Annotated in this window: 19 protein-coding genes; 15 read left to right on the top strand and 4 right to left on the bottom strand. The window is 44.0% G+C overall.

Features of this window, described 5'->3' with window-relative positions:
• Positions 1-399: 399 nt before the first annotated feature.
• Positions 400-738, top strand: coding sequence for an AAA-like domain-containing protein (locus F6J94_RS14930; protein ID WP_293041453.1), 339 nt, complete (start codon positions 400-402; stop codon positions 736-738).
• A gap of 171 nt (positions 739-909) precedes the next feature.
• Here the strand turns inward: F6J94_RS14930 and F6J94_RS14935 are convergent, their stop codons facing one another.
• The gene (locus F6J94_RS14935) at positions 910-1,101 is read right to left on the bottom strand and encodes a hypothetical protein (protein ID WP_293041456.1); all 192 of its coding nucleotides are present in this window, start codon (positions 1,099-1,101) and stop codon (positions 910-912) included.
• A 20-nt stretch (positions 1,102-1,121) separates the two neighbouring features.
• Here F6J94_RS14935 and tmk point away from each other — a divergent pair, with 20 nt between their 5' ends.
• From tmk to F6J94_RS14960, 5 genes are all read left to right on the top strand, one after another.
• The gene (gene tmk, locus F6J94_RS14940; RefSeq protein ID WP_293041459.1) at positions 1,122-1,808 is read left to right on the top strand and encodes a dTMP kinase; all 687 of its coding nucleotides are present in this window, start codon (positions 1,122-1,124) and stop codon (positions 1,806-1,808) included.
• A complete protein-coding gene (gene holB, locus F6J94_RS14945) occupies positions 1,778-2,737 on the top strand; it encodes a DNA polymerase III subunit delta' (RefSeq protein WP_293041462.1) in 960 nt (319 codons plus the stop codon). The genes tmk and holB overlap by 31 nt, the downstream gene beginning before the upstream one ends.
• A 441-nt stretch (positions 2,738-3,178) precedes the next feature.
• The gene (locus F6J94_RS14950; protein ID WP_293025041.1) at positions 3,179-3,781 is read left to right on the top strand and encodes a peroxiredoxin; all 603 of its coding nucleotides are present in this window, start codon (positions 3,179-3,181) and stop codon (positions 3,779-3,781) included.
• 306 nt (positions 3,782-4,087) lie between these two features.
• Positions 4,088-5,212 (top strand): RNA-guided endonuclease TnpB family protein, encoded by a 1,125-nt coding sequence (locus F6J94_RS14955; protein WP_293041465.1) that lies wholly within the window; start codon positions 4,088-4,090, stop codon positions 5,210-5,212.
• Positions 5,213-5,268: 56 nt separating this feature from the next.
• A complete protein-coding gene (locus F6J94_RS14960) occupies positions 5,269-6,033 on the top strand; it encodes a hypothetical protein (protein WP_293041468.1) in 765 nt (254 codons plus the stop codon).
• 107 nt (positions 6,034-6,140) lie between these two features.
• Here F6J94_RS14960 and F6J94_RS14965 read toward each other — a convergent pair whose 3' ends face one another.
• Positions 6,141-7,256 carry a geranylgeranyl reductase family protein gene (locus tag F6J94_RS14965; protein WP_293025037.1) on the bottom strand — a complete coding sequence of 372 codons (1,116 nt, stop codon included), beginning with the start codon at positions 7,254-7,256 and terminating at the stop codon, positions 6,141-6,143.
• 499 nt (positions 7,257-7,755) lie between these two features.
• Between F6J94_RS14965 and F6J94_RS14970 the strand changes: the two genes are divergently transcribed.
• The 9 genes from F6J94_RS14970 (at position 7,756) to rd (ending at position 15,004) form a co-directional block, all read left to right on the top strand.
• Positions 7,756-7,980, top strand: coding sequence for a hypothetical protein (locus F6J94_RS14970; RefSeq protein ID WP_293041471.1), 225 nt, complete (start codon positions 7,756-7,758; stop codon positions 7,978-7,980).
• A gap of 235 nt (positions 7,981-8,215) precedes the next feature.
• Entirely contained in the window at positions 8,216-8,485 is a 270-nt protein-coding gene (pipX, locus tag F6J94_RS14975; RefSeq protein WP_293025033.1) for a transcriptional coactivator PipX, read from the top strand.
• Positions 8,486-8,922: 437 nt separating this feature from the next.
• On the top strand, positions 8,923-9,510 hold the full coding sequence (locus F6J94_RS14980) for a cell division protein SepF (protein ID WP_293025031.1): 588 nt from the start codon (positions 8,923-8,925) through the stop codon (positions 9,508-9,510).
• A gap of 68 nt (positions 9,511-9,578) precedes the next feature.
• On the top strand, positions 9,579-10,403 hold the full coding sequence (proC, locus tag F6J94_RS14985; protein WP_075900396.1) for a pyrroline-5-carboxylate reductase: 825 nt from the start codon (positions 9,579-9,581) through the stop codon (positions 10,401-10,403).
• A gap of 444 nt (positions 10,404-10,847) precedes the next feature.
• Positions 10,848-12,302: a hypothetical protein gene (locus F6J94_RS14990; protein ID WP_293041474.1), complete on the top strand. Its 1,455-nt coding sequence runs from the start codon at positions 10,848-10,850 to the stop codon at positions 12,300-12,302.
• 137 nt (positions 12,303-12,439) lie between these two features.
• Positions 12,440-13,783: a murein biosynthesis integral membrane protein MurJ gene (gene murJ, locus F6J94_RS14995; protein WP_293041477.1), complete on the top strand. Its 1,344-nt coding sequence runs from the start codon at positions 12,440-12,442 to the stop codon at positions 13,781-13,783.
• An 18-nt stretch (positions 13,784-13,801) separates the two neighbouring features.
• Positions 13,802-13,993 (top strand): hypothetical protein, encoded by a 192-nt coding sequence (locus F6J94_RS15000; RefSeq protein ID WP_293041480.1) that lies wholly within the window; start codon positions 13,802-13,804, stop codon positions 13,991-13,993.
• A 54-nt stretch (positions 13,994-14,047) separates the two neighbouring features.
• Positions 14,048-14,746 (top strand): sulfotransferase domain-containing protein, encoded by a 699-nt coding sequence (locus F6J94_RS15005; RefSeq protein WP_293041482.1) that lies wholly within the window; start codon positions 14,048-14,050, stop codon positions 14,744-14,746.
• A 96-nt stretch (positions 14,747-14,842) separates the two neighbouring features.
• Complete coding sequence (gene rd, locus F6J94_RS15010) at positions 14,843-15,004, top strand: rubredoxin (protein ID WP_293041485.1); 162 nt, start codon at positions 14,843-14,845, stop codon at positions 15,002-15,004.
• 156 nt (positions 15,005-15,160) lie between these two features.
• On the opposite strand, the gene F6J94_RS15015 is transcribed toward rd, so the two are convergent.
• Positions 15,161-16,669, bottom strand: a complete 1,509-nt coding sequence (locus F6J94_RS15015; RefSeq protein WP_293041488.1) for a DNA phosphorothioation system restriction enzyme — start codon at positions 16,667-16,669, stop codon at positions 15,161-15,163.
• 284 nt (positions 16,670-16,953) lie between these two features.
• Positions 16,954-17,715, bottom strand: a 762-nt coding sequence (locus F6J94_RS15020) for a DUF5357 family protein (RefSeq protein ID WP_293041491.1), incomplete at its 5' end; no start/stop codon positions are given.

Raw genomic sequence — 17,715 nt, forward strand, 5'->3', positions numbered from 1 at the left:
GTCGTTTGTATAATATTTGTTTTTAAGTGGTACTATTTACATAGTGATCGACACCTTTATGTTTGCCGTTATGACCTAAAAAAAATGGCCAACTATAGTCTAAATTAATTTATATTGGTGCGCATTACCTAGGCGATGGAATGCGCACCGCAATAAAATAATAGAAACAAGTCGGTCATTATTGAATTTAGTATCTTCCATACTATATCCTACTCTTTTTAGATATCGGAACATTCTTTCAATAACTCTATACTTGGTGATAAGACTTGTTTTTGTTCCTCCAAGCTACTGCTGCATTTTTTTGGTAATAATTCAGGGCGTTGCATAATTTTGTTGTCAACAAAGAAAAAATATTGACAATAGCCTCCGATTTTTCCGGAGGCTATTTCCTTAAACCCCTTGTCATACCTGATTTTTCCCCCTAATTGTCGCCCCTCTAGGCAGCTTGCTCTCTATCACTTGGCTTGCCAAAACCTTAGCCTAGAAAAAATTCTTGATCAAGCACCTACTGGAGAGGTAATTTCTAGGGTTCATCTGCTGCTAAAATTAACTAGACTTAGGCAAAATCATGAGTTAGCCAGTTTCTTCAACAAGGTGATTCAAACCGATAGAGGTGTTGAGTTAGATTCAATCTTAATCAATAGATTAAAAAATCTAGGTTTGATAACCTTTGACGGAAATTACGTCATGCCAAGTTGTGATTTATATCGTCAGTATTTCTTAGCACAGCTTAATTAGGCGTGATTTATCGCCAAGGGAGCATTCAGCCGTCAGCTATCAGCTGTCAGCCGTCAGCCTTTGGGCGACGCTACGCTAATGGCTACGCTACTGTTCGCGCAGCGTGCGCGTAGCGCAATCGGTGCTATCAGCTATCAGCTATCAGCTATCAGCTATTGGCCGTAGGCCACGCTAGTTGAGGTGTTTATGGGAGGAAAGTTCCAGCGTCGAAGCCTCTTCCAGGCTACTGTTCGCGCAGGGTGCGCGTAGCGCAATCCTTTTGAATAAAATAAGCTGACGGCTGACCGCTGACCGCTGAATGCTGAATGCCTGAGCTTGTTCAACCCATGGTTTAAGCTGTAGGCTATCAACATGTTTAGGCATGAGTAGTAAAGGAGGTAGGCTTGAGCGGTAAGCTAATTGTTTTCGAGGGAGTGGAAGGTGGTGGTAAAACTACCCAACTACAGCGATGCTCAAATTGGCTTCGAGCTAGTGGCTTACAAGACTGTCTAGGTACTTTGGATCAAACCATGCCCGTTGTTGTAGTCACTAGAGAACCGGGGGGAACATTATTAGGCACTAAGGTTCGCCAACTGCTACTGGATAGAGATTCCTCACCGATTCACCCTCGGGCTGAACTTTTACTCTATGCTGCTGATCGGGCTGAACATGTTGAAGAGTTGATTAAGCCACAGTTAGTCAACGGAGCAATTATTTTATGCGATCGCTACACGGATTCCACAATTGCCTACCAAGGTTATGGGCGAGGTATTGACTTGAAATTGATCGAGGAGCTTAATCAAATTGCTACTGGTGGACTGGAAAGTGACCTCACCCTGTGGCTGGATATTGATGTCGAAATTGGTCTGGAACGGGCGCGACAGCGGGGAACCGTTGACCGCATGGAGCAAGCTGACTTAGCATTTCACCGACGAGTGCAGCAGGGATTTCAGGAGTTGTATCAACAAAATCCCGATCGGATTGTTCGGGTAGATGCTAGCTACAGTGAGGAGGAAGTCCATAATTCCATTCAGAAGATTTTGCGTGAACGGTTTAAATCATGGTTCCAGGAGCGTTCGACTTTATCCTAGGGCAAGACCAAGCGATCGCATTATTGCACGGAGCAATTACAACCAACCGCATTGCCCCTGCCTACCTGTTTGCCGGTCCATCTGGGGTGGGGCGGAGTCTGGTAGCACGGGCTTTTATTGAACAGTTGTTTTGTCAAGGTATCCCCGCTGATGGGCAAGTCTCAATTAAAAAACGACTTATTCAGGGCAATCACCCAGATGTATTGTGGGTAGAGCCAACCTATCTCCACAATGGTATACTTGTTTCTGCTACAGAGGCTGTCCAAAAAGGAATTCAGCGTCAGGCACCCCCCCAAATTCGGTTGGAACAAATTCGGGAAATAGCTCGGTTTCTGAGTAATTCTCCTCTAGAAGCATCGCGCAAGGTGGTGGTACTAGAGCAGGCAGAAACTATGGCAGAGCCAGCAGCCAATGGTTTGCTGAAGACTCTCGAAGAACCGGGAAATGCTACGTTGATTGTGATCGCACCTAGCACTGAATCTTTGTTGCCGACCCTAGTGTCTCGCTGTCAGCGGATTCCATTTTATCGCCTGGGGCCCGAAACTATGACAACAGTGCTGCGGCAAACCGGTCATCAACAGATTTTACAGGAACCATCAGTACTCGCCATTGCCCAGGGAAGTCCAGGGGAAGCGATCGCTGCTTTTGAGCAACTCCAAGCTATGCCCCCAAACTTACTCAGCCAACTTACCCAGTTACCCCACACATCCCGTCAAGCATTAGCACTGGCAAAGGAAATCGACAACAAGCTGGATACCCACACTCAGCTTTGGTTAGTGAAGTATTTACAACACTGCTACTGGCAATCACACACTCAACCAGACATGATTAAAAAGCTAGAGCAAGCTCGGCGATACCTGCTCAGTTATGCTCAGCCGCGATTGGTTTGGGAGGTAACCCTGTTGGAATTGAGTATTTTTGAAGGATGAAGGGTTAACAGCAAATTATAAAGCATGAAGAATAAAATCTAAAAGAGTAATTGGGAAGGATCAAGGATAAAGCTCCATCAAGTATTTGCTAATATTGGATACTTCGGTGCGCTCTTACCATTAAGAATTAAATTCGCGTGATTGTCGCACCTGAAGAAAACCCTACTAATCAAAATCGTTATGACTATGATATATTTGTAAAGGTTCGTAAATAATCAATTAGATTTGATACCATTTGTGTGGTTGGTTACAGATCATGGTCTGGCCATGAAAATCGGATATTGGGTAGATCATTTTCTTATCCATGAACTCCCTCTCAAGATGTATGTATTTAGCCAGCACTTTGAGAAATAGTATGGGTAGCACGGTTTGAGGTGACCACCACTTGATCAGCAATCTGTAGCCAACTGACACCCTACACACTTTAAGGAGCATAACTATATGACTACAACAGAAGGATGTCTCCGGGTAGGCCAACTGGCTCCCGACTTCACGGCCACTGCTGTATTCGAGCAAGAGTTCAAGACAATTAAACTGTCTGACTATGGTGGTAAATACGTCGTTGTGTTTTTCTATCCCCTAGACTTCACTTTTGTTTGTCCTACCGAAATTACTGCATTTAGCGATCGCTTTGAAGAATTCAAAGAACTAGGCACCGAAGTCCTTGGCGTCTCTGTTGACAGTGAATTCTCTCACCTGGCTTGGATTCAGACTGACCGCAAGAGTGGTGGTGTAGGCGATTTAGCTTATCCTCTGGTTTCTGATATCAAAAAAGAAATCAGCACAGCTTACAACGTTCTTGACCCGGAAGCCGGTATTGCCTTGCGTGGTTTATTCATCATCGACAAGGAGGGCATAATCCAGCACGCTACTATCAATAACCTCTCCTTTGGTCGTAGCGTTGACGAAACCCTGCGTACCTTGAAAGCGATTCAATACGTTCAAGCTCATCCCGATGAAGTTTGCCCAGCAGGGTGGCAACCAGGTGACAAAACTATGAACCCTGACCCTGTTAAATCAAAAGTTTACTTTGCTGCGGTATAACCGAATCGCAAATATCTCAGCCCTCCTACCTTGAAGACGGAGCTTTAATACTGGGAAATTGATTGGGTATAATACCTCTTCAATTTCCCATTAACATTATGGGAACATTTTGACCGAAAAATTGGGGACTGTGAGGGGTGAGGTGCTATAGATACGGGGTTAGCCTTACCCCTGACATCAACTTGCTTGAGCAACGCGAAACCGACATATAGTGAGTAAGGAGGAGTGTTAATCCATTGAATCAACAAATGGCGCTGCCTGGGAGTGCTAACTATTAGTAGAAAACCTCATCAAAGGTTAGCAAATATGTATAAAGCTCTTCAAACTAAACTAAAGCTAAATAACCATCAGAAAACTTTGATGGCTAAACATGCAGGGTATTCTAGATGGGTTTATAACTGGGGATTGGCTTTATGGCAACAAGCTTACTCAGAAGGGCTAAAGCCATCAGCTAGTAAGCTCAGAAAGCTTTTTACCAATTACGTAAAGCCTCAATACCCTTGGATGAATCAGTTATCCTCCAAAGTGTACCAATACGCTTTTATTGATTTAGGAGAAGCTTACAAGCGATTTTTTCAAGGTAATGGTGGATACCCTAGATTTAAGAAAAAAGGAGCCCATGATAGCTTTACTATTGATAATTCTGGAGCACCAATTAAACTGTCAGGCTGCAAGCATAAACTACCTAAACTAGGTTGGGTGAGGACTTATGAGCCTTTGCCAGAAGTGACGACAAAGAAAATTACCATATCTCGTCAGGCTGACGGTTGGTATCTAAGTTTTCATTATGGACATGAACCAAACCCAACCCCAAAGCAAATAGATGTAGTGGGAGTAGATTTAGGGGTCAAGGCATTAGCCGTACTAAGTACTGGGGAAATTATATGTGGTTCTAAACCTTATCGCCAAGCCAAAAAACAACTAGCGAGGTGTCAGCGTGACTTGTCCAGAAAAGTTAAAGGTTCTCAGAACTGGTACAAAGCAGTAAACCGACTAGCCAAAAAACATCAGAGAGTAGCCAACATTCGCAAAGATACATTACATAAACTGACTGCCTACTTAGCTAAGAACCACGGCACGGTAGCAATTGAAGATTTGAATGTATCAGGCATGATGGCTAATCACAGGCTAGCTGGGTCTGTTGCTGACCAAGGGTTTTACGAATTCAAGAGACAGCTGGAATACAAATGTGAATGGTATGGCTCAAAGTTAGTCATTGTAGACAGATTCTACCCATCATCTCAACTGTGTTCAAGTTGTGGGCATCGTCAAAAAATGACCTTGAAAATCAGGACTTACAACTGTCCTAAGTGTGGGTTGAGTCTTGACAGAGACTTAAACGCAGCAATTAATTTAAAAAACGCCGTAGGCTCTATGGTGTCTGCCTGTGGACGGAGTGCTGCCGACAGTTCCGGAAGAAGCAGGAAATAAACAGCTTTAACGAGCTTTGGTAAGTTTTGCATAAGTTTTATGGAGCAGGAATTACAATGTCAGAAGAGCAAAAACAGCAGCCAGAAGCGGCAAAGGATGAACCAATTCAAACGCCGCCGACACCATCAGTGACAGATAAATCCGAAGACAGCTTGGAAACAACAAGTCCATCGCCTCAGACAACTGGCAAGGGAAAGTTATCGTCTTCTGAGCCTAAGTCTGGATTAATGAATCGCTTGCTGCCGATTCTTAGTACTCTTGGCCAGTTTTGGGATGGCACCTTAAAAAAAGTCCGCTCCTTGCTACCGGCAGCTTGGAATGAAAAACTGTCTGATTGGATGTTGACTGGTGCGATCGCAAGCGTGGTAGTAGTCATTCTATGGACAACACTAACGCTTCTACCAAAGACACCAGCACAGGTGGCACAAGTTCCTGCTGATACCATTAATTCTCCACAAAATTTGGAAGTTCCTCAGGAATCACAACTGGTGGAATCGGAACCCATACCCACACCAGAGTTAACTCCTGAACAAAGCCTGATTGTCGCAATTCAAAATCAAATTGCGGCTATTACCGCTCAGTACGGTAATGACCTGATTCAAGCAATTGAGGCGAACTTTCTCAGAAGTATGCTCTTGGTCAAGGTAAATGATGAGTGGTACCAACTCAACGATGCTCAGCAGAATACCTTAGCTCAAAGGATGCTGAGTCAGTCTCAAGAATTAGACTTTAGCAAGTTGGAAATTACTGACCTAGAGGGAAAGTTACTTGCCCGTAGTCCTGTGGTGGGGTCAAGTATGGTCATTTTTACCCGACATTAATGGTATTATCTGTTGACGGTTGAGGGTTGACAGTCAAGCGTCCACCCTCAACAACCCCAACTATTTACGTGATAAGATACCAGAAAAGATTAATTATCCTATCACCATTATCCCCCGCTTAATGGGTTCAAGCGCTTCATGGCACGATTTACTACTTCGGAGTAGCGTAATTGCCCACACAGAATGTTGAGCATGATTTGAGTAGCAACGGGTTTTTTAACGCCGACTTTGTACCCAATTCCGGGAAAGCTGTAGAACGCACCAGCGAGCTTAGCAGCCCAACTCATATCAGTTCCCCGTTCTTCCTGCATCACCTGGGTATAGTTTTCTAAGGCATCAGCTTGACCTGCCAAAGCTTGTTGAATGGCCTCAGCTGCTTTCATCCCACTAAACATGGAGGGTCGAATTCCCTCAGCAGTCATGGGATCCACCACACAAGCAGCTTCCCCAGCTAATACAGCATTTTGTGTATGGAGCTTCTCCTGACCTTCCCAGACACAGATGGCACCTTCGTGCTGTTGACAGCTACTCAGGTCTAAGCCGGATTTCTCCGCATAACCTTTGACTATCTTTTGGATGTCTTTGAGGTCACCACCCCGTAAGGAGCCAAGACCAATGGAGTAGCCTTCGGCTTTAGGAATATTCCAGATAAAGCCATTTTTGACCTGACCAAAGTCAAAATGGATCTCCTTACTATTAGTGTCCGATTTTGGCACTTCTAGGGCTAATGCTAAACGTGACTTACGTTCTTTGAATCCCAACCATTTTGCCATCGGTCCAGTAGCACCGTCAGCTGCAATCACATAGCGACCTTCCACAGTCCCATTGACAGTGTTGACCTGCCAGTGGTCTCCCTTAAACTCTACCCCTGTAACTGCTGTATTATCTCGAATTTCAGCACCTTGTTTTTGGGCTTGTTGGATGAGATAGTGATCGAAAACATCTCGTTGCACCATCCAAACCGGTTCTTGAGTGTCCAGTTTCACCTCTACTGGATCATCCATTTTCCAGGTGTAGCGTACACTCTCAGCTTTTAGAGATATGACAGGTGTAAAGTCGAAATCAAACCACTGTTGCACTTGTGGGGAAACCGCACCACTACAAGCTTTGTACCGGGGTAAGGATTCTTTTTCTAGAACCACCACAGACTTTCCAGCTTTAGCCAGGTGATAAGCAGCAGTTCCACCAGCCGGTCCCGCACCAACGATTATGCAGTCAAACATTATGTTTCTACTTTACTCCTCAAAGATTTATCGATTGAAGTTCACAGACTAACAGCCCAGTGTGTCAGCCTACTATCCAAATTGAGTGACCAAATTGAGTGACCAATTTACCAGGACTTACTCACGCTTGATGCCCAGCAATTGAGACAAAGTAACATGGACAATTGTAAAATCACTATCAATTCATAATAATGACCCTACAAACATTGCAGGGTCGAGATTAGGCTATTAGCAAAATGCTTACCCTTAATCAATAACATCCTGAAAACGCCTAATCAGTTATTATCTGGATGCACCTCTATACTGATAGTTTTTGTCTCTTGTTCATTCAATTTTTCAGTCATTAGACTCGTTAATCCGGATAGTTTGTTGGCTAATTACTAGGGGAATCATTAGCTTATAGAACCATTATCGACCTAGAATTTTTGAAACATGTGGATTTCTGAGCAATCTTTATTAAAGTTTCACGAAGTCACCGCCAAAACTATTGCCAAAACTATTGCCAAAACTATTAGTGTATTTTTTTCCTCCCCATCCTCTTTCCCTATGGGATTCTTATCAATCCTCAGTCTATCTCAAATCTGTTGGTATCGGTATTGAGCAGTTCAACCAAGGTAGGGGAGATGTATTTATGTCAGATTTGGGTAGACTTGGTGAGTTATATCAGATTGCCATGATCTTAGAAATCTCATGGTGTCAGAAACAATATGACCCAATCCCCTAATTGTTCTCCCTGGCAAACTCAAATCCACTAATCAAGCTATTATCTCTATAACTTGGTTAAAGTCTTTAGGAATTGTTAGGGTCTTGGTGACTCCTAGTGTGACCTTAATTAACTAATTAACCAAACCCCTGGCATAATACCACTAACCTGACTAAGGAAAAGTAAGTCATGGCAATGACTTATTTGACCCAAATCAGACTGTTCGGTGCTCAAGTACCGCCTAGTATGGATTTTGATGAGTTCTGAAAACTACCTCCATCACCCCAATTTTGGTCTACTGTTTCGAGTTTGCATTGTTGAAGAACAACAAGAGTTGTTCACTACGATCTATGCCCAGAGACTTTTCTTTTTGGTGAAAAGTACCACCAATGGTATTGCCTTTGAGCCAATCAGTCGTTCTGAGGCTCGGCTGTTGGTAGAAAATCGCCTTCGCTTACTTAGGCGCAGTGGTTCATCGGCTGACTATGAGCAGCTTCGGATTATCCATCAGCAAACCTTCCAATAAGTTCCATTAGGAAACCCGTTCGGGTTAATTGGGAGACTCTTTGGAGCCGGACAAGGTGAATGGGCTGATATTACCGCCAGAAGTAGGTATAAACGATGATTGTGAGGGTTTTCTGAAATTAGGTTATGGCTAGAGCCAAGTAATGGGGTAGTATATACCCAACCACATCCATCATCAATATTGCCCTCTTATATATAATGGCATAACCTTCTGCTAAGTGTTTGTTTCCACAACTACACCCCAAGCAGAAGGCAGATATATATTCTATATTGATAACCTTGTGGTGTTCTCAAGGGTGAAAATTATTAAGTAAGCTTATGGGGTAAGTTAGACTGTTTACGTTCTAGTCTAAGCATCTACTCAAGACTGCTGCCCTAGAGAAGGTCGATTATCGGTTTTGCAGAAGCTTACACTAAAGTTGTGATGGAGAGTTGACTATGAGCGGTATTTTTAATAAACTGCGCGATTTCGTCGGTCTGAATGAGCCAGTGGAATACGAATACGAATATGAAGATATGGAGGGGGATGCTTACCCAACTCCCTACCCACAAGAGCAACCGGTGCAACCGCCACCAGAGGAGGAACGTCCGACAAGACGTCGTTCTCGGGAGCGGACAACGGTATCAGAAGCAGGCGTAGGGCCATCTCCGATCAATAATGTGATTGGCATGCCTGGAGCAGCCAATGGGATTTCAGAGGTGGCAGTGATTGAACCTCGTTCGTTTGAAGAAATGCCCCAAGTGATTCAGGCACTGCGGGAACGGAAGTCGGTGGTCTTAAACCTGACTATCATGGATCCAGACCAAGCACAACGAGCGGTGGACTTTGTGGCTGGTGGGACTTACGCTATTGATGGTCATCAAGAGCGTATTGGTGAAAGTATTTTCTTGTTCACACCAAGCTGTGTTCAGGTAAGTACTCAGTCTGGTGTGATTCATGAGATACCTACTCCCCAAGTCCCTAATCCCCGTCAGACAGCTCCGTCACCAGCCTGGGGTTCTGAGCCAGATCAGATGGCTCAGTAAGCGTCAGGACTTGACAAGTGTATAGTGTTTCATGAATAACATTAATAGTTGAAAAGAGAGGTGTTGGGTTGCCTATAAAACTTGGCATAATTGGTGGCGGTGTCATGGGAGAAGCCCTCCTATCCCGTCTACTTGCCCAACAACTTTACCACCCTGATCAGGTCTTGGTGAGTGAGCTGCTGGAGCAGCGCCGTGATGGTTTGGCGCAAAAATACGGCATAAGGGTCACTGCCAATAACCAAGCGGCAGCGGCAGCATCAGAGGTTTTGTTACTGGCAATTAAACCTCAGGTATTTGAAGCGGTAGCGGCAGAACTGGGAATGGGTAGAGGTGACAACGGTCACAGCTTAGGAACGTTGCCAATGGTGATTTCAATTATAGCTGGAGTGCCTCTGGAACGACTGGAAACCGCTTTTGCCTCCCAGCCAGTGATCCGGGCAATGCCTAATACTCCTGCAACAGTTGGGGCAGGAATCACAGCCCTAGCGGCCGGAAAATGGGTATCGCCTGATCAAATGGAGCAAGCAAAGACAATTTTTAGGGCTGTTGGTGAAGTAGTTGAGATTCCGGAACACCTGATGGATGCGGTGACCGGTTTATCTGGGTCAGGCCCAGCTTATGTGGCGATTTTGGTGGAAGCCCTAGCAGATGGGGGCGTGGCAGCTGGATTACCCAGAGCGATCGCATTACAGTTGGCCCTGTCTACAGTATTGGGGACAGCCCAGCTGTTACAAGAAACTCAAATGCATCCAGCTCAATTGAAGGATAAGGTGACTAGTCCTGGGGGAACCACAATTGCTGCGATCGCTAAGTTGGAGAAGGCTGGTTTTCGATCAGCTTTGATTGAGGCGGTTTTAGGGTCTTATCAGCGTTCTCGGGAGTTGGGAGGTTGAAGATTGGAAGTTGAAGGTTGAACGCGCACGCGTGGCCTTTTGGCCAAGGTTGAAGGTTGAAGGTTGAAGGTTGAAGGTTGAAGGTTGAAGGTTGAAGGTTGAAGGTTGTTAACCCTTGGCTTCCCTTGTAGGGTAGGTTGAACATGGATCAGAACTGATTGATCAAGTGAATTTTAAGATCCATTAGGCTAGGCCGTTGTTAGTTGGTCTTGGCTAACCCCATCTGCATCTGTAGTATTATGGGGGTGTGATTTCAATGGGCAAAAAAAAACTATTGTGGGCGTCATCTAATTCTGTCATCTAGTTCTATAATAATAGCAGCTAGAGGATTTATCCCACTGGTCAAAATTGTTTAAAAGCACGGTATCTGAACTACAATCACAAAATATTCATAATTTAGTCTGAATGTAAATTTGTGGACTGCATCTATTCTGATCACAGACGATGACAGAATCTTCAATTCCGATTCGAGCCTTACCAAAAGCACGCCAACGTTCTCGACCCAATGGGTTGAAATGGTTTTCCTACATAAGTTTGGGGATTTTGAGTAATGCTGCTATTTTGGGTTTAGCTTTTTTTGTGCTCGAGCAAATCCCTCCAACTTACACCAGTAAGGCAGCAGCAATTATACCTGGTGTGGGTTCTCAAGGATCTGTTCAACTCCCTGGAGTCGGTCAAGCTTCCTCCAATCCAGGTGAGAAGTCTCCTTACGGATATCTTTTAAAGGTAGATCCACGAGAAAACTACCAGTATATCGCCATGAGTGACGTCGTATTAACTGAAGCTGCTGCTGCTGTTAATACCTCAGTCAAAGATTTTGAAGAGTTTGCCAAGCCAAGGGTTTCTTTGGATAGAGGTACCACTATCATAGAATTTGAAGCGGATGGCAAAAGCAAACTGGAAGCTCAGCGAAATACTCGGGCTTTTTATGAAGCGTTAGTTAAACGGATTGATTACTTGAGAGCAGAAGAATCAGCTCGTCAGGATAACAAGACGTTGTTAGCGTTAGACTCTGCTAATAGTAACTTAAAAAAAGCCCAAACAAAGCTTTCTCAATTCAAAAAGAATTCACCGCTCAAAATTTCTGAACAAATCAAGAACCTTTCAGAAGAAGTAGAGAGCTTGCGAGTGGAGCGTGCTAATTTATTGGCTCAGCAGCAAGCGGCTACCTCTGGATTAAGGCAGCTAGAAGCTAACCTAAGGTTGTCAACTGACCAAGCAGCCGATGCTCTGATGCTTCAGGATGATGAAGTCTTTAAAAAGCTTTGGCAAAACTATAGCGATATCAGCGCTAACCTAACGATACTCAATACTCAATGGACACCAAATAGCCCTCAGGTGATTAATCTCAAAGCTAAGAAGCAAGCGGCGCTTGAGGCATTACTTGCTCGTAGCCAACAGCTATTGGGCAAGCGGATGGATCTTCAACGTTTGGATAATCTCAATTTAGGCTTAGATGCCCAGACAGGTCGAGCAAATCTGGCACAAGTGTTAATTAACCAGAGAGCTCAACAACAGGGACTAACCGGTCAAGTTAACACCTTGGCAGAACAAATTGCTCAGCTAGAGTCTAGACTTCAGACGTTGATTGAGAAGCAGTTAACCCTGACTGAGCTTGAGCGAGAGGTGCAAATCTCTGAAGCTATATTTACGGCGAAGTCGGCTCAATTAAACTTGAATAAATCGGATCATGCTACTGCTTATCCAACCCTGCAATTGTTAGTAGAGCCGAACTTACCGAAAGAACCTGTTGGTAATACCAAAAAAACGGTGATGCTGGGGGCTGTGGCGCTTTGCCTGTTAATTACAACTGGGCTGGTTATCCTGGCCTGGGAAAAACCGAGTTCTAAGACAGACGCTCCCAAAGATTCCACTCCGGTACTTCAACCCGAGTCTTAAACCAGTCAGTTGAAAAGTAGCAACAATTTGGATTTACCAACAATTTCGTAATTTTTGGATACTACCAGCACGGACAACCAAAAGGGAAAAACTCCAAGTCTGCTACCTTAATCAGGTCTATGCAGTAAGTAATAGCAATGAACCTATCCAACCGTATAATCAAAGGCTGGAAATCTCCCACGCTGCGAGTGATGTCTCTGACCTTCTTGGGTATGCTACTGGCGTGGGTTGCAGACATTTTGATGGCGGCGAAACTGGGGACTAGTCAAACCACAGATGCCTTGATTGTTGCCCTGAGCTTACCACGACTAATTGATACCGTGAGCCGGGAGGGAACCAGACAAAGCTTGGTTCCAATGTTCATGGAGCGCCGAGATGCTCTGAGTCTCAGGGAATATCATCGTTTGGTAAGTGGCATTGTAAACTTAGCTTTAGTACTCGGTGTTAGTCTAACTGTTCTGTTGGAAATTATAGCGCCATTGATTATAACTGGGTTAGCCCCAGGATTTTCCCCAGAGGGTAGAGCACAAGCAACGTTTTTATTTCGGGTCTGTGCGCCAATGGTTTTGTTTGCTCCTGGGATTGCGGTCTTTAGTGTAATCCTCAACAGCCAAAGGCGCTTTAGTGCGGTAGCTCTGCGGAATGCGATCGCACCAGGTTTCGTAGTGGCTGCTATTGGGTTGGCATGGCAACAGTCTAGTATTGCTCTGTGGATAGCGATCGCTTATACCTTGGGATTTGGTGGATTCTTTGTGCTGGTATTTCTAGATGCTTTTAAAGCGGGACACCAGCATCAATGGTTGGCCTGGGCTGGCAAAGATGACCTCCTGCGTCTGTGGCAAGCAGGTTCTTTACCCACTATCGGTTTTGTTATTAAGCTAGCCTCTAATCTAGTCAAGAGCCAGATGCTCCCTTCCTTAGTAGCAGTTGGCGGGGTGTCCACATTCTACTTTGCGATTCGGATCGTCTCCGCTGCTCAAACGATTATTGGTGTCAGTATTGCTACCACCAGCTTGCCTGCCATGACAGAGCATGACTTAGCTGGGCATAAATCCCGGTTGGGATCGGCTTTGCGCAAAAACCTGACTAAAACCCTATTAGTAAGCTTACCTGCAGTACTTTTCATTGTGGTATTCCATGGAGAAATCATTCGTTTGCTATACGGACATGGTTCTTTTGAAGCTACCTCTATTGAGCAGACGTCTCAAGTGTTCTTGTGGTTAGGGCTGTCCTTGGCATTTATTTCTCTAATCCCCGTGCTTGAAGCTGGCTTGTATGCTCAGAGAGCTTATGGTTTGGTTGTCTGGAGTATGGTGACTATGGCATTTGTAGGGGTTGCTCTGAGTTGGTTATTTTGGCAAGTTTGGGGATTGATTGGTATTGCTATGAGTTGGCCTGTTATGGCTTTTATCTATGTGATACTTATCATCTATCTACTCCATCAAAAGGGTGTTTCTGTCCTCACCAACCATCCTAGTTAATCAGGGTTAATAAACTCTATGAATAGTTCAAGTATTAAACAGCACTCTTACTTGATTATTGGAGGCACGACAAAAGCGGCAACAACATCACTGTTTTATTATCTAGCTGATCATCCTCAAGTTTGTACCTCTAACCTCAAAGAAATTCGCTTCTTTTTGGATAAAGATTATCCGGAAGCTTCCAACTATCGCTATGAAGATGGTCTATAAAAATATGATGATATTTTCCGTTATGCTCAGTGCTACCATTGCGAAAAAATTCGGATGGAGGCAACACCAGACTATCTTTACTCATCAGGGACACCCCATAAAATCAAACTATCTCTACCAAATGTAAAACTTATATTTATCCTAAGGGAACCGGTTTATCGCTTAATTTATTGGTATAAGTTTGCTAAACAGAAAGAGTATATTCCTCAAGATATCAGCTTTGATAACTATGTTAACCAGCAATTAATTAATGATAATTTTGATCACGAAAATACCTATACCTATATGCGTTCTCTTGAGCAAGGCCGTTATTCTGTCTACTTAAAGCCTTACTTTGAGTTATTCGGCTCCGATAGAATTTATGTGAATTTTTATGAAGAACTATCCCGTAATCCCAAATCTGTGCTTGAAAAAATCTGTGGATTTGCAGGAATTGATCCCAGCTTCTATGAGGATTATCTTTTTAAAGTTTATAATCCCAGCAAGGCAGTAAAAAATTGGTGGTTTCACCGGAATTATGAGCAGTTTTTAAAGTCGATGCGTCAATATACACAAGACAAACCCATTCACAAAGTTTTAAGGAAAATTCGACGGTCGCTCGATCCGATCTATTTACGCCTTAACGTGCAGCCTCAGGAAAAAGTGTCGATTTCACCAACTATCAAACATGCTCTTACTAAGTATTATAAACAGGAAATTACAGCATTGGAAAAACTACTTGGTCGCTCAGTTCCATGGGAGTCATGGAATTAATTATATAAAAAAACAATCACAAAGAACACTACCGAAACAACGGTACACGATATGATCTGACTCATGAGAGAAGAACACTCATTGAGGATAATATCGATGAAGAAATATGTCTGTACCACTTGCGGCTATGAATATGACCCAGAGGTAGGGGATCCAGATAGTGGCATTGCGCCGGGGACACCCTTTGAAGATATTCCAGATGACTGGGTATGTCCGGTTTGTGGAGTCGGCAAAGAAGATTTTGAACCGGAAGATTGACAATCGTTCATTGTCGTAATCGGTGACACTGCCACCGTGTCTTGATGCAGTCGCTCATGGGGGAAACCCCCAAGACCGCGCTGCATCGCTTTTTTTGATCAAAAATCGTGGAAGGCAAGAACAACCGGTCTCTTAGCAAAATCGCATTCTTGGGAATTAGCAATCTGGCACTCCATAGCGCTGCTGAATTTCCAGCAATTTTACCCTGGCCTCCCCTGCATTATCGGCCAACTCAGCAAACTCCAAAAATCGCTTCAATTCCTTTTTTAACAAACTCCGTTCCACTTCCCAAGTTTCTCGTCCCAAATCTGGGGGCAAAACAATCATGTCAAATAACGTTGCCCGTTCCTTACCTGGGTGCGGTCGCAACACTCGCCCTCGCCGCTGAATAAATTGCCGGGGATTGCTACTACTTGCTAGAATTACCGCCGTTTCAATGGATGGAATATCCACCCCTTCATCCAAACATCGAATTGCTACTAAGCCCTGCAACTCCCCCCGTTCAAATTGACGACGTAATTCCTCCCGTTCTGCCAACGGTGTCTGAGCAGTGTAGGTGTTGACCCGATAGCCCAGTTGAGAACCTAATAACTGGGTTACTGCTGCTAACTGACGGTTGCTTTCATTACTCACTTGCCCATCTACGGAACCATCCCCACAATAAAACAAGGTATGGTAGGTGTTCAGACGCTTAGCCATTAACCGCTGCAACGCCCTTAACTTGTTAGCAGCCGCCCCAACTAACCGAGCTCGTTGCATCAATAACGATGTTACAGTAGTGTCATTTTCTATATCGTCTGCTTCCCCTAATGCCCAACCAATCCGTTGAGTTAATCTAGCATAGGCAATATTTTCCGCCTCTGTTAATTCCACGAACACCGGATAGTATAGGTAACGCACTAGCGCTCCTTGGTGAATCGCATCGGCTAAGGTCAGTTCTGGTTGTAATACTGAACCAAAATAGTCAAACAACGCTTCTGTGCCAGCTTCATCAAAATACCGTTCCGGTGTAGCTGACAGAGCAAGGCGCAGTCCAATGTTACGGGGTAAACTCTTTTCGATGCGGGTAGTCCCCAAATTATGGGCTTCATCTCCCACTATCAGGGTTTTATCAGGAAAATACTTCAGCTGAGACTGGAAACCATCCTTAATCAGGGTAGAATTGGTAGTGATTATGGTAATAAACGATTGTTTCCCAACCTGGAGGTTGTATAGCTGGGCAGACAGTTGACTCTGCCAACTGTAGACACTCTCGAAGGCTAAGATCGGTTCGAGATTAAAGTGTTCGCATTCTCTTGCCCACTGAGTAACCAAGTGGCGGTAAGGGCAAACCACCAGCAACACCTGTAAGCCGATTTTTTGATACAGTTCCGTTGCGATCGCTAAAGCAGTAATCGTTTTACCACTACCCGTTGCCATTTTCAGGGTTCCTCGTCCCCGATGGGCAAACCAATTGGCCACCGCTTGCCGCTGATACTGCCGCAGCTGAATATCTGGTGGTATCCTAGGGCATCCCTTGGGTGAGTGAGTCTCAAAGGAGAGCGGTAATTGGTAAGCTCCCCCCGATTCAGCTACTTTGATGTTACGGGAGGGCTGATAGTATCCTCGTGCTGCTACACTTTCCCAGTCCACTGATACCATGAATGGGAATTTGTTCTTCCTCATTGGTCATTGGTCATTTGGTATTTAATAATTGGTAATTGGTAATTGGTATTTAGTATTTGCTATAGCATTTTTATTTTAGTTGTGAACATAGGATTAAATTAAAAAGGGAGCAGGGAGCAGGGAGTAGGGAGCAGTAGTAAAGAGATTGGAAGATTTTTTGGTGTTATTAAAAATTAGCAATATTGTTCGTGTCCTATTTATAAATCCTAGATTTCTTAGTTGCTATTTTCTAGTTGCTATTTTCTAGTTTACTGGATCCAAGCAAGTCTTTTGAATTTTACTTTTTACTGTTTACCTTGGTCAGCGAACACCTCAATTTCTCCTGTCCTAGAGGCTTGGCATTCCACATTACCAATTGGTTTAGAACCTAACCCTGATCGCCCATCTACCTGCTTAATGCGACAAGACTTGGTGAAGGAATAAGAGTCAGGTTTGGTGTCAGGGTTTGAACGGGGGCCGTTCCAATTGGCCTGCAAGTCTAAGTTATAGTCAGACCCAGACTTCCTGGATGAAAATTTATAGGTCACTTTCCATAGAGGATCTTCAGCAACCGGTGAGCTTTGCTTGGCTTGATATTCAATTCCCTTCAGCAACTTTTTCTGATTTATTTTAAGCAGGGATTTCTCAACCTCTGACCAATATTTTTCATTCAACTCTTCTTTCAATTGAACTTCCATCCCCTCTAAGATCGATACACCTCTAGATACCATAGTGACTTGGGCAGAGGGCAATTTCCAGACAAAGGAACTATGGATAAAATCATCGCTCAGTAAGCTAGGATATTGCACTAGCCAGTTTTGAATCACGAAATAAAACTGTATCCAGCAGCTAATCAGGAGCTGGCTACCGAATAAGATAACTAGATATTGACGTTCTGCTGGAGAAGGTTTTTTTACCTTCAATCTTACTGCTAAAATATAAGGTAAAGCCGCAATTACGGCTGATATCAATGGCCAACTAATGAACGTCAAGGGTGATACGTCCCCTGAGTCGATGCCCAATAAATAGGTACTGATACCGTCAATTACGAGCTGGTATTCTCCAAC

Source organism: Moorena sp. SIO1F2, from assembly GCF_010672755.1.
Taxonomy (GTDB): Bacteria; Cyanobacteriota; Cyanobacteriia; order Cyanobacteriales; family Coleofasciculaceae; genus Moorena.

Coding starts and splice junctions, on each gene's coding strand:
- F6J94_RS14935 (WP_293041456.1), bottom strand. CDS start 1,101: ATGCCTAAACATGTTGATAGCCTACAGCTTAAACCATGGGTTGAACAA.
- holB (WP_293041462.1), top strand. CDS start 1,778: ATGGTTCCAGGAGCGTTCGACTTTATCCTAGGGCAAGACCAAGCGATC.
- F6J94_RS14950 (WP_293025041.1), top strand. CDS start 3,179: ATGACTACAACAGAAGGATGTCTCCGGGTAGGCCAACTGGCTCCCGAC.
- F6J94_RS14955 (WP_293041465.1), top strand. CDS start 4,088: ATGTATAAAGCTCTTCAAACTAAACTAAAGCTAAATAACCATCAGAAA.
- F6J94_RS14960 (WP_293041468.1), top strand. CDS start 5,269: ATGTCAGAAGAGCAAAAACAGCAGCCAGAAGCGGCAAAGGATGAACCA.
- F6J94_RS14965 (WP_293025037.1), bottom strand. CDS start 7,256: ATGTTTGACTGCATAATCGTTGGTGCGGGACCGGCTGGTGGAACTGCT.
- pipX (WP_293025033.1), top strand. CDS start 8,216: ATGAGTTCTGAAAACTACCTCCATCACCCCAATTTTGGTCTACTGTTT.
- F6J94_RS14980 (WP_293025031.1), top strand. CDS start 8,923: ATGAGCGGTATTTTTAATAAACTGCGCGATTTCGTCGGTCTGAATGAG.
- F6J94_RS14990 (WP_293041474.1), top strand. CDS start 10,848: ATGACAGAATCTTCAATTCCGATTCGAGCCTTACCAAAAGCACGCCAA.
- murJ (WP_293041477.1), top strand. CDS start 12,440: ATGAACCTATCCAACCGTATAATCAAAGGCTGGAAATCTCCCACGCTG.
- F6J94_RS15000 (WP_293041480.1), top strand. CDS start 13,802: ATGAATAGTTCAAGTATTAAACAGCACTCTTACTTGATTATTGGAGGC.
- F6J94_RS15005 (WP_293041482.1), top strand. CDS start 14,048: ATGGAGGCAACACCAGACTATCTTTACTCATCAGGGACACCCCATAAA.
- rd (WP_293041485.1), top strand. CDS start 14,843: ATGAAGAAATATGTCTGTACCACTTGCGGCTATGAATATGACCCAGAG.
- F6J94_RS15015 (WP_293041488.1), bottom strand. CDS start 16,669: ATGAGGAAGAACAAATTCCCATTCATGGTATCAGTGGACTGGGAAAGT.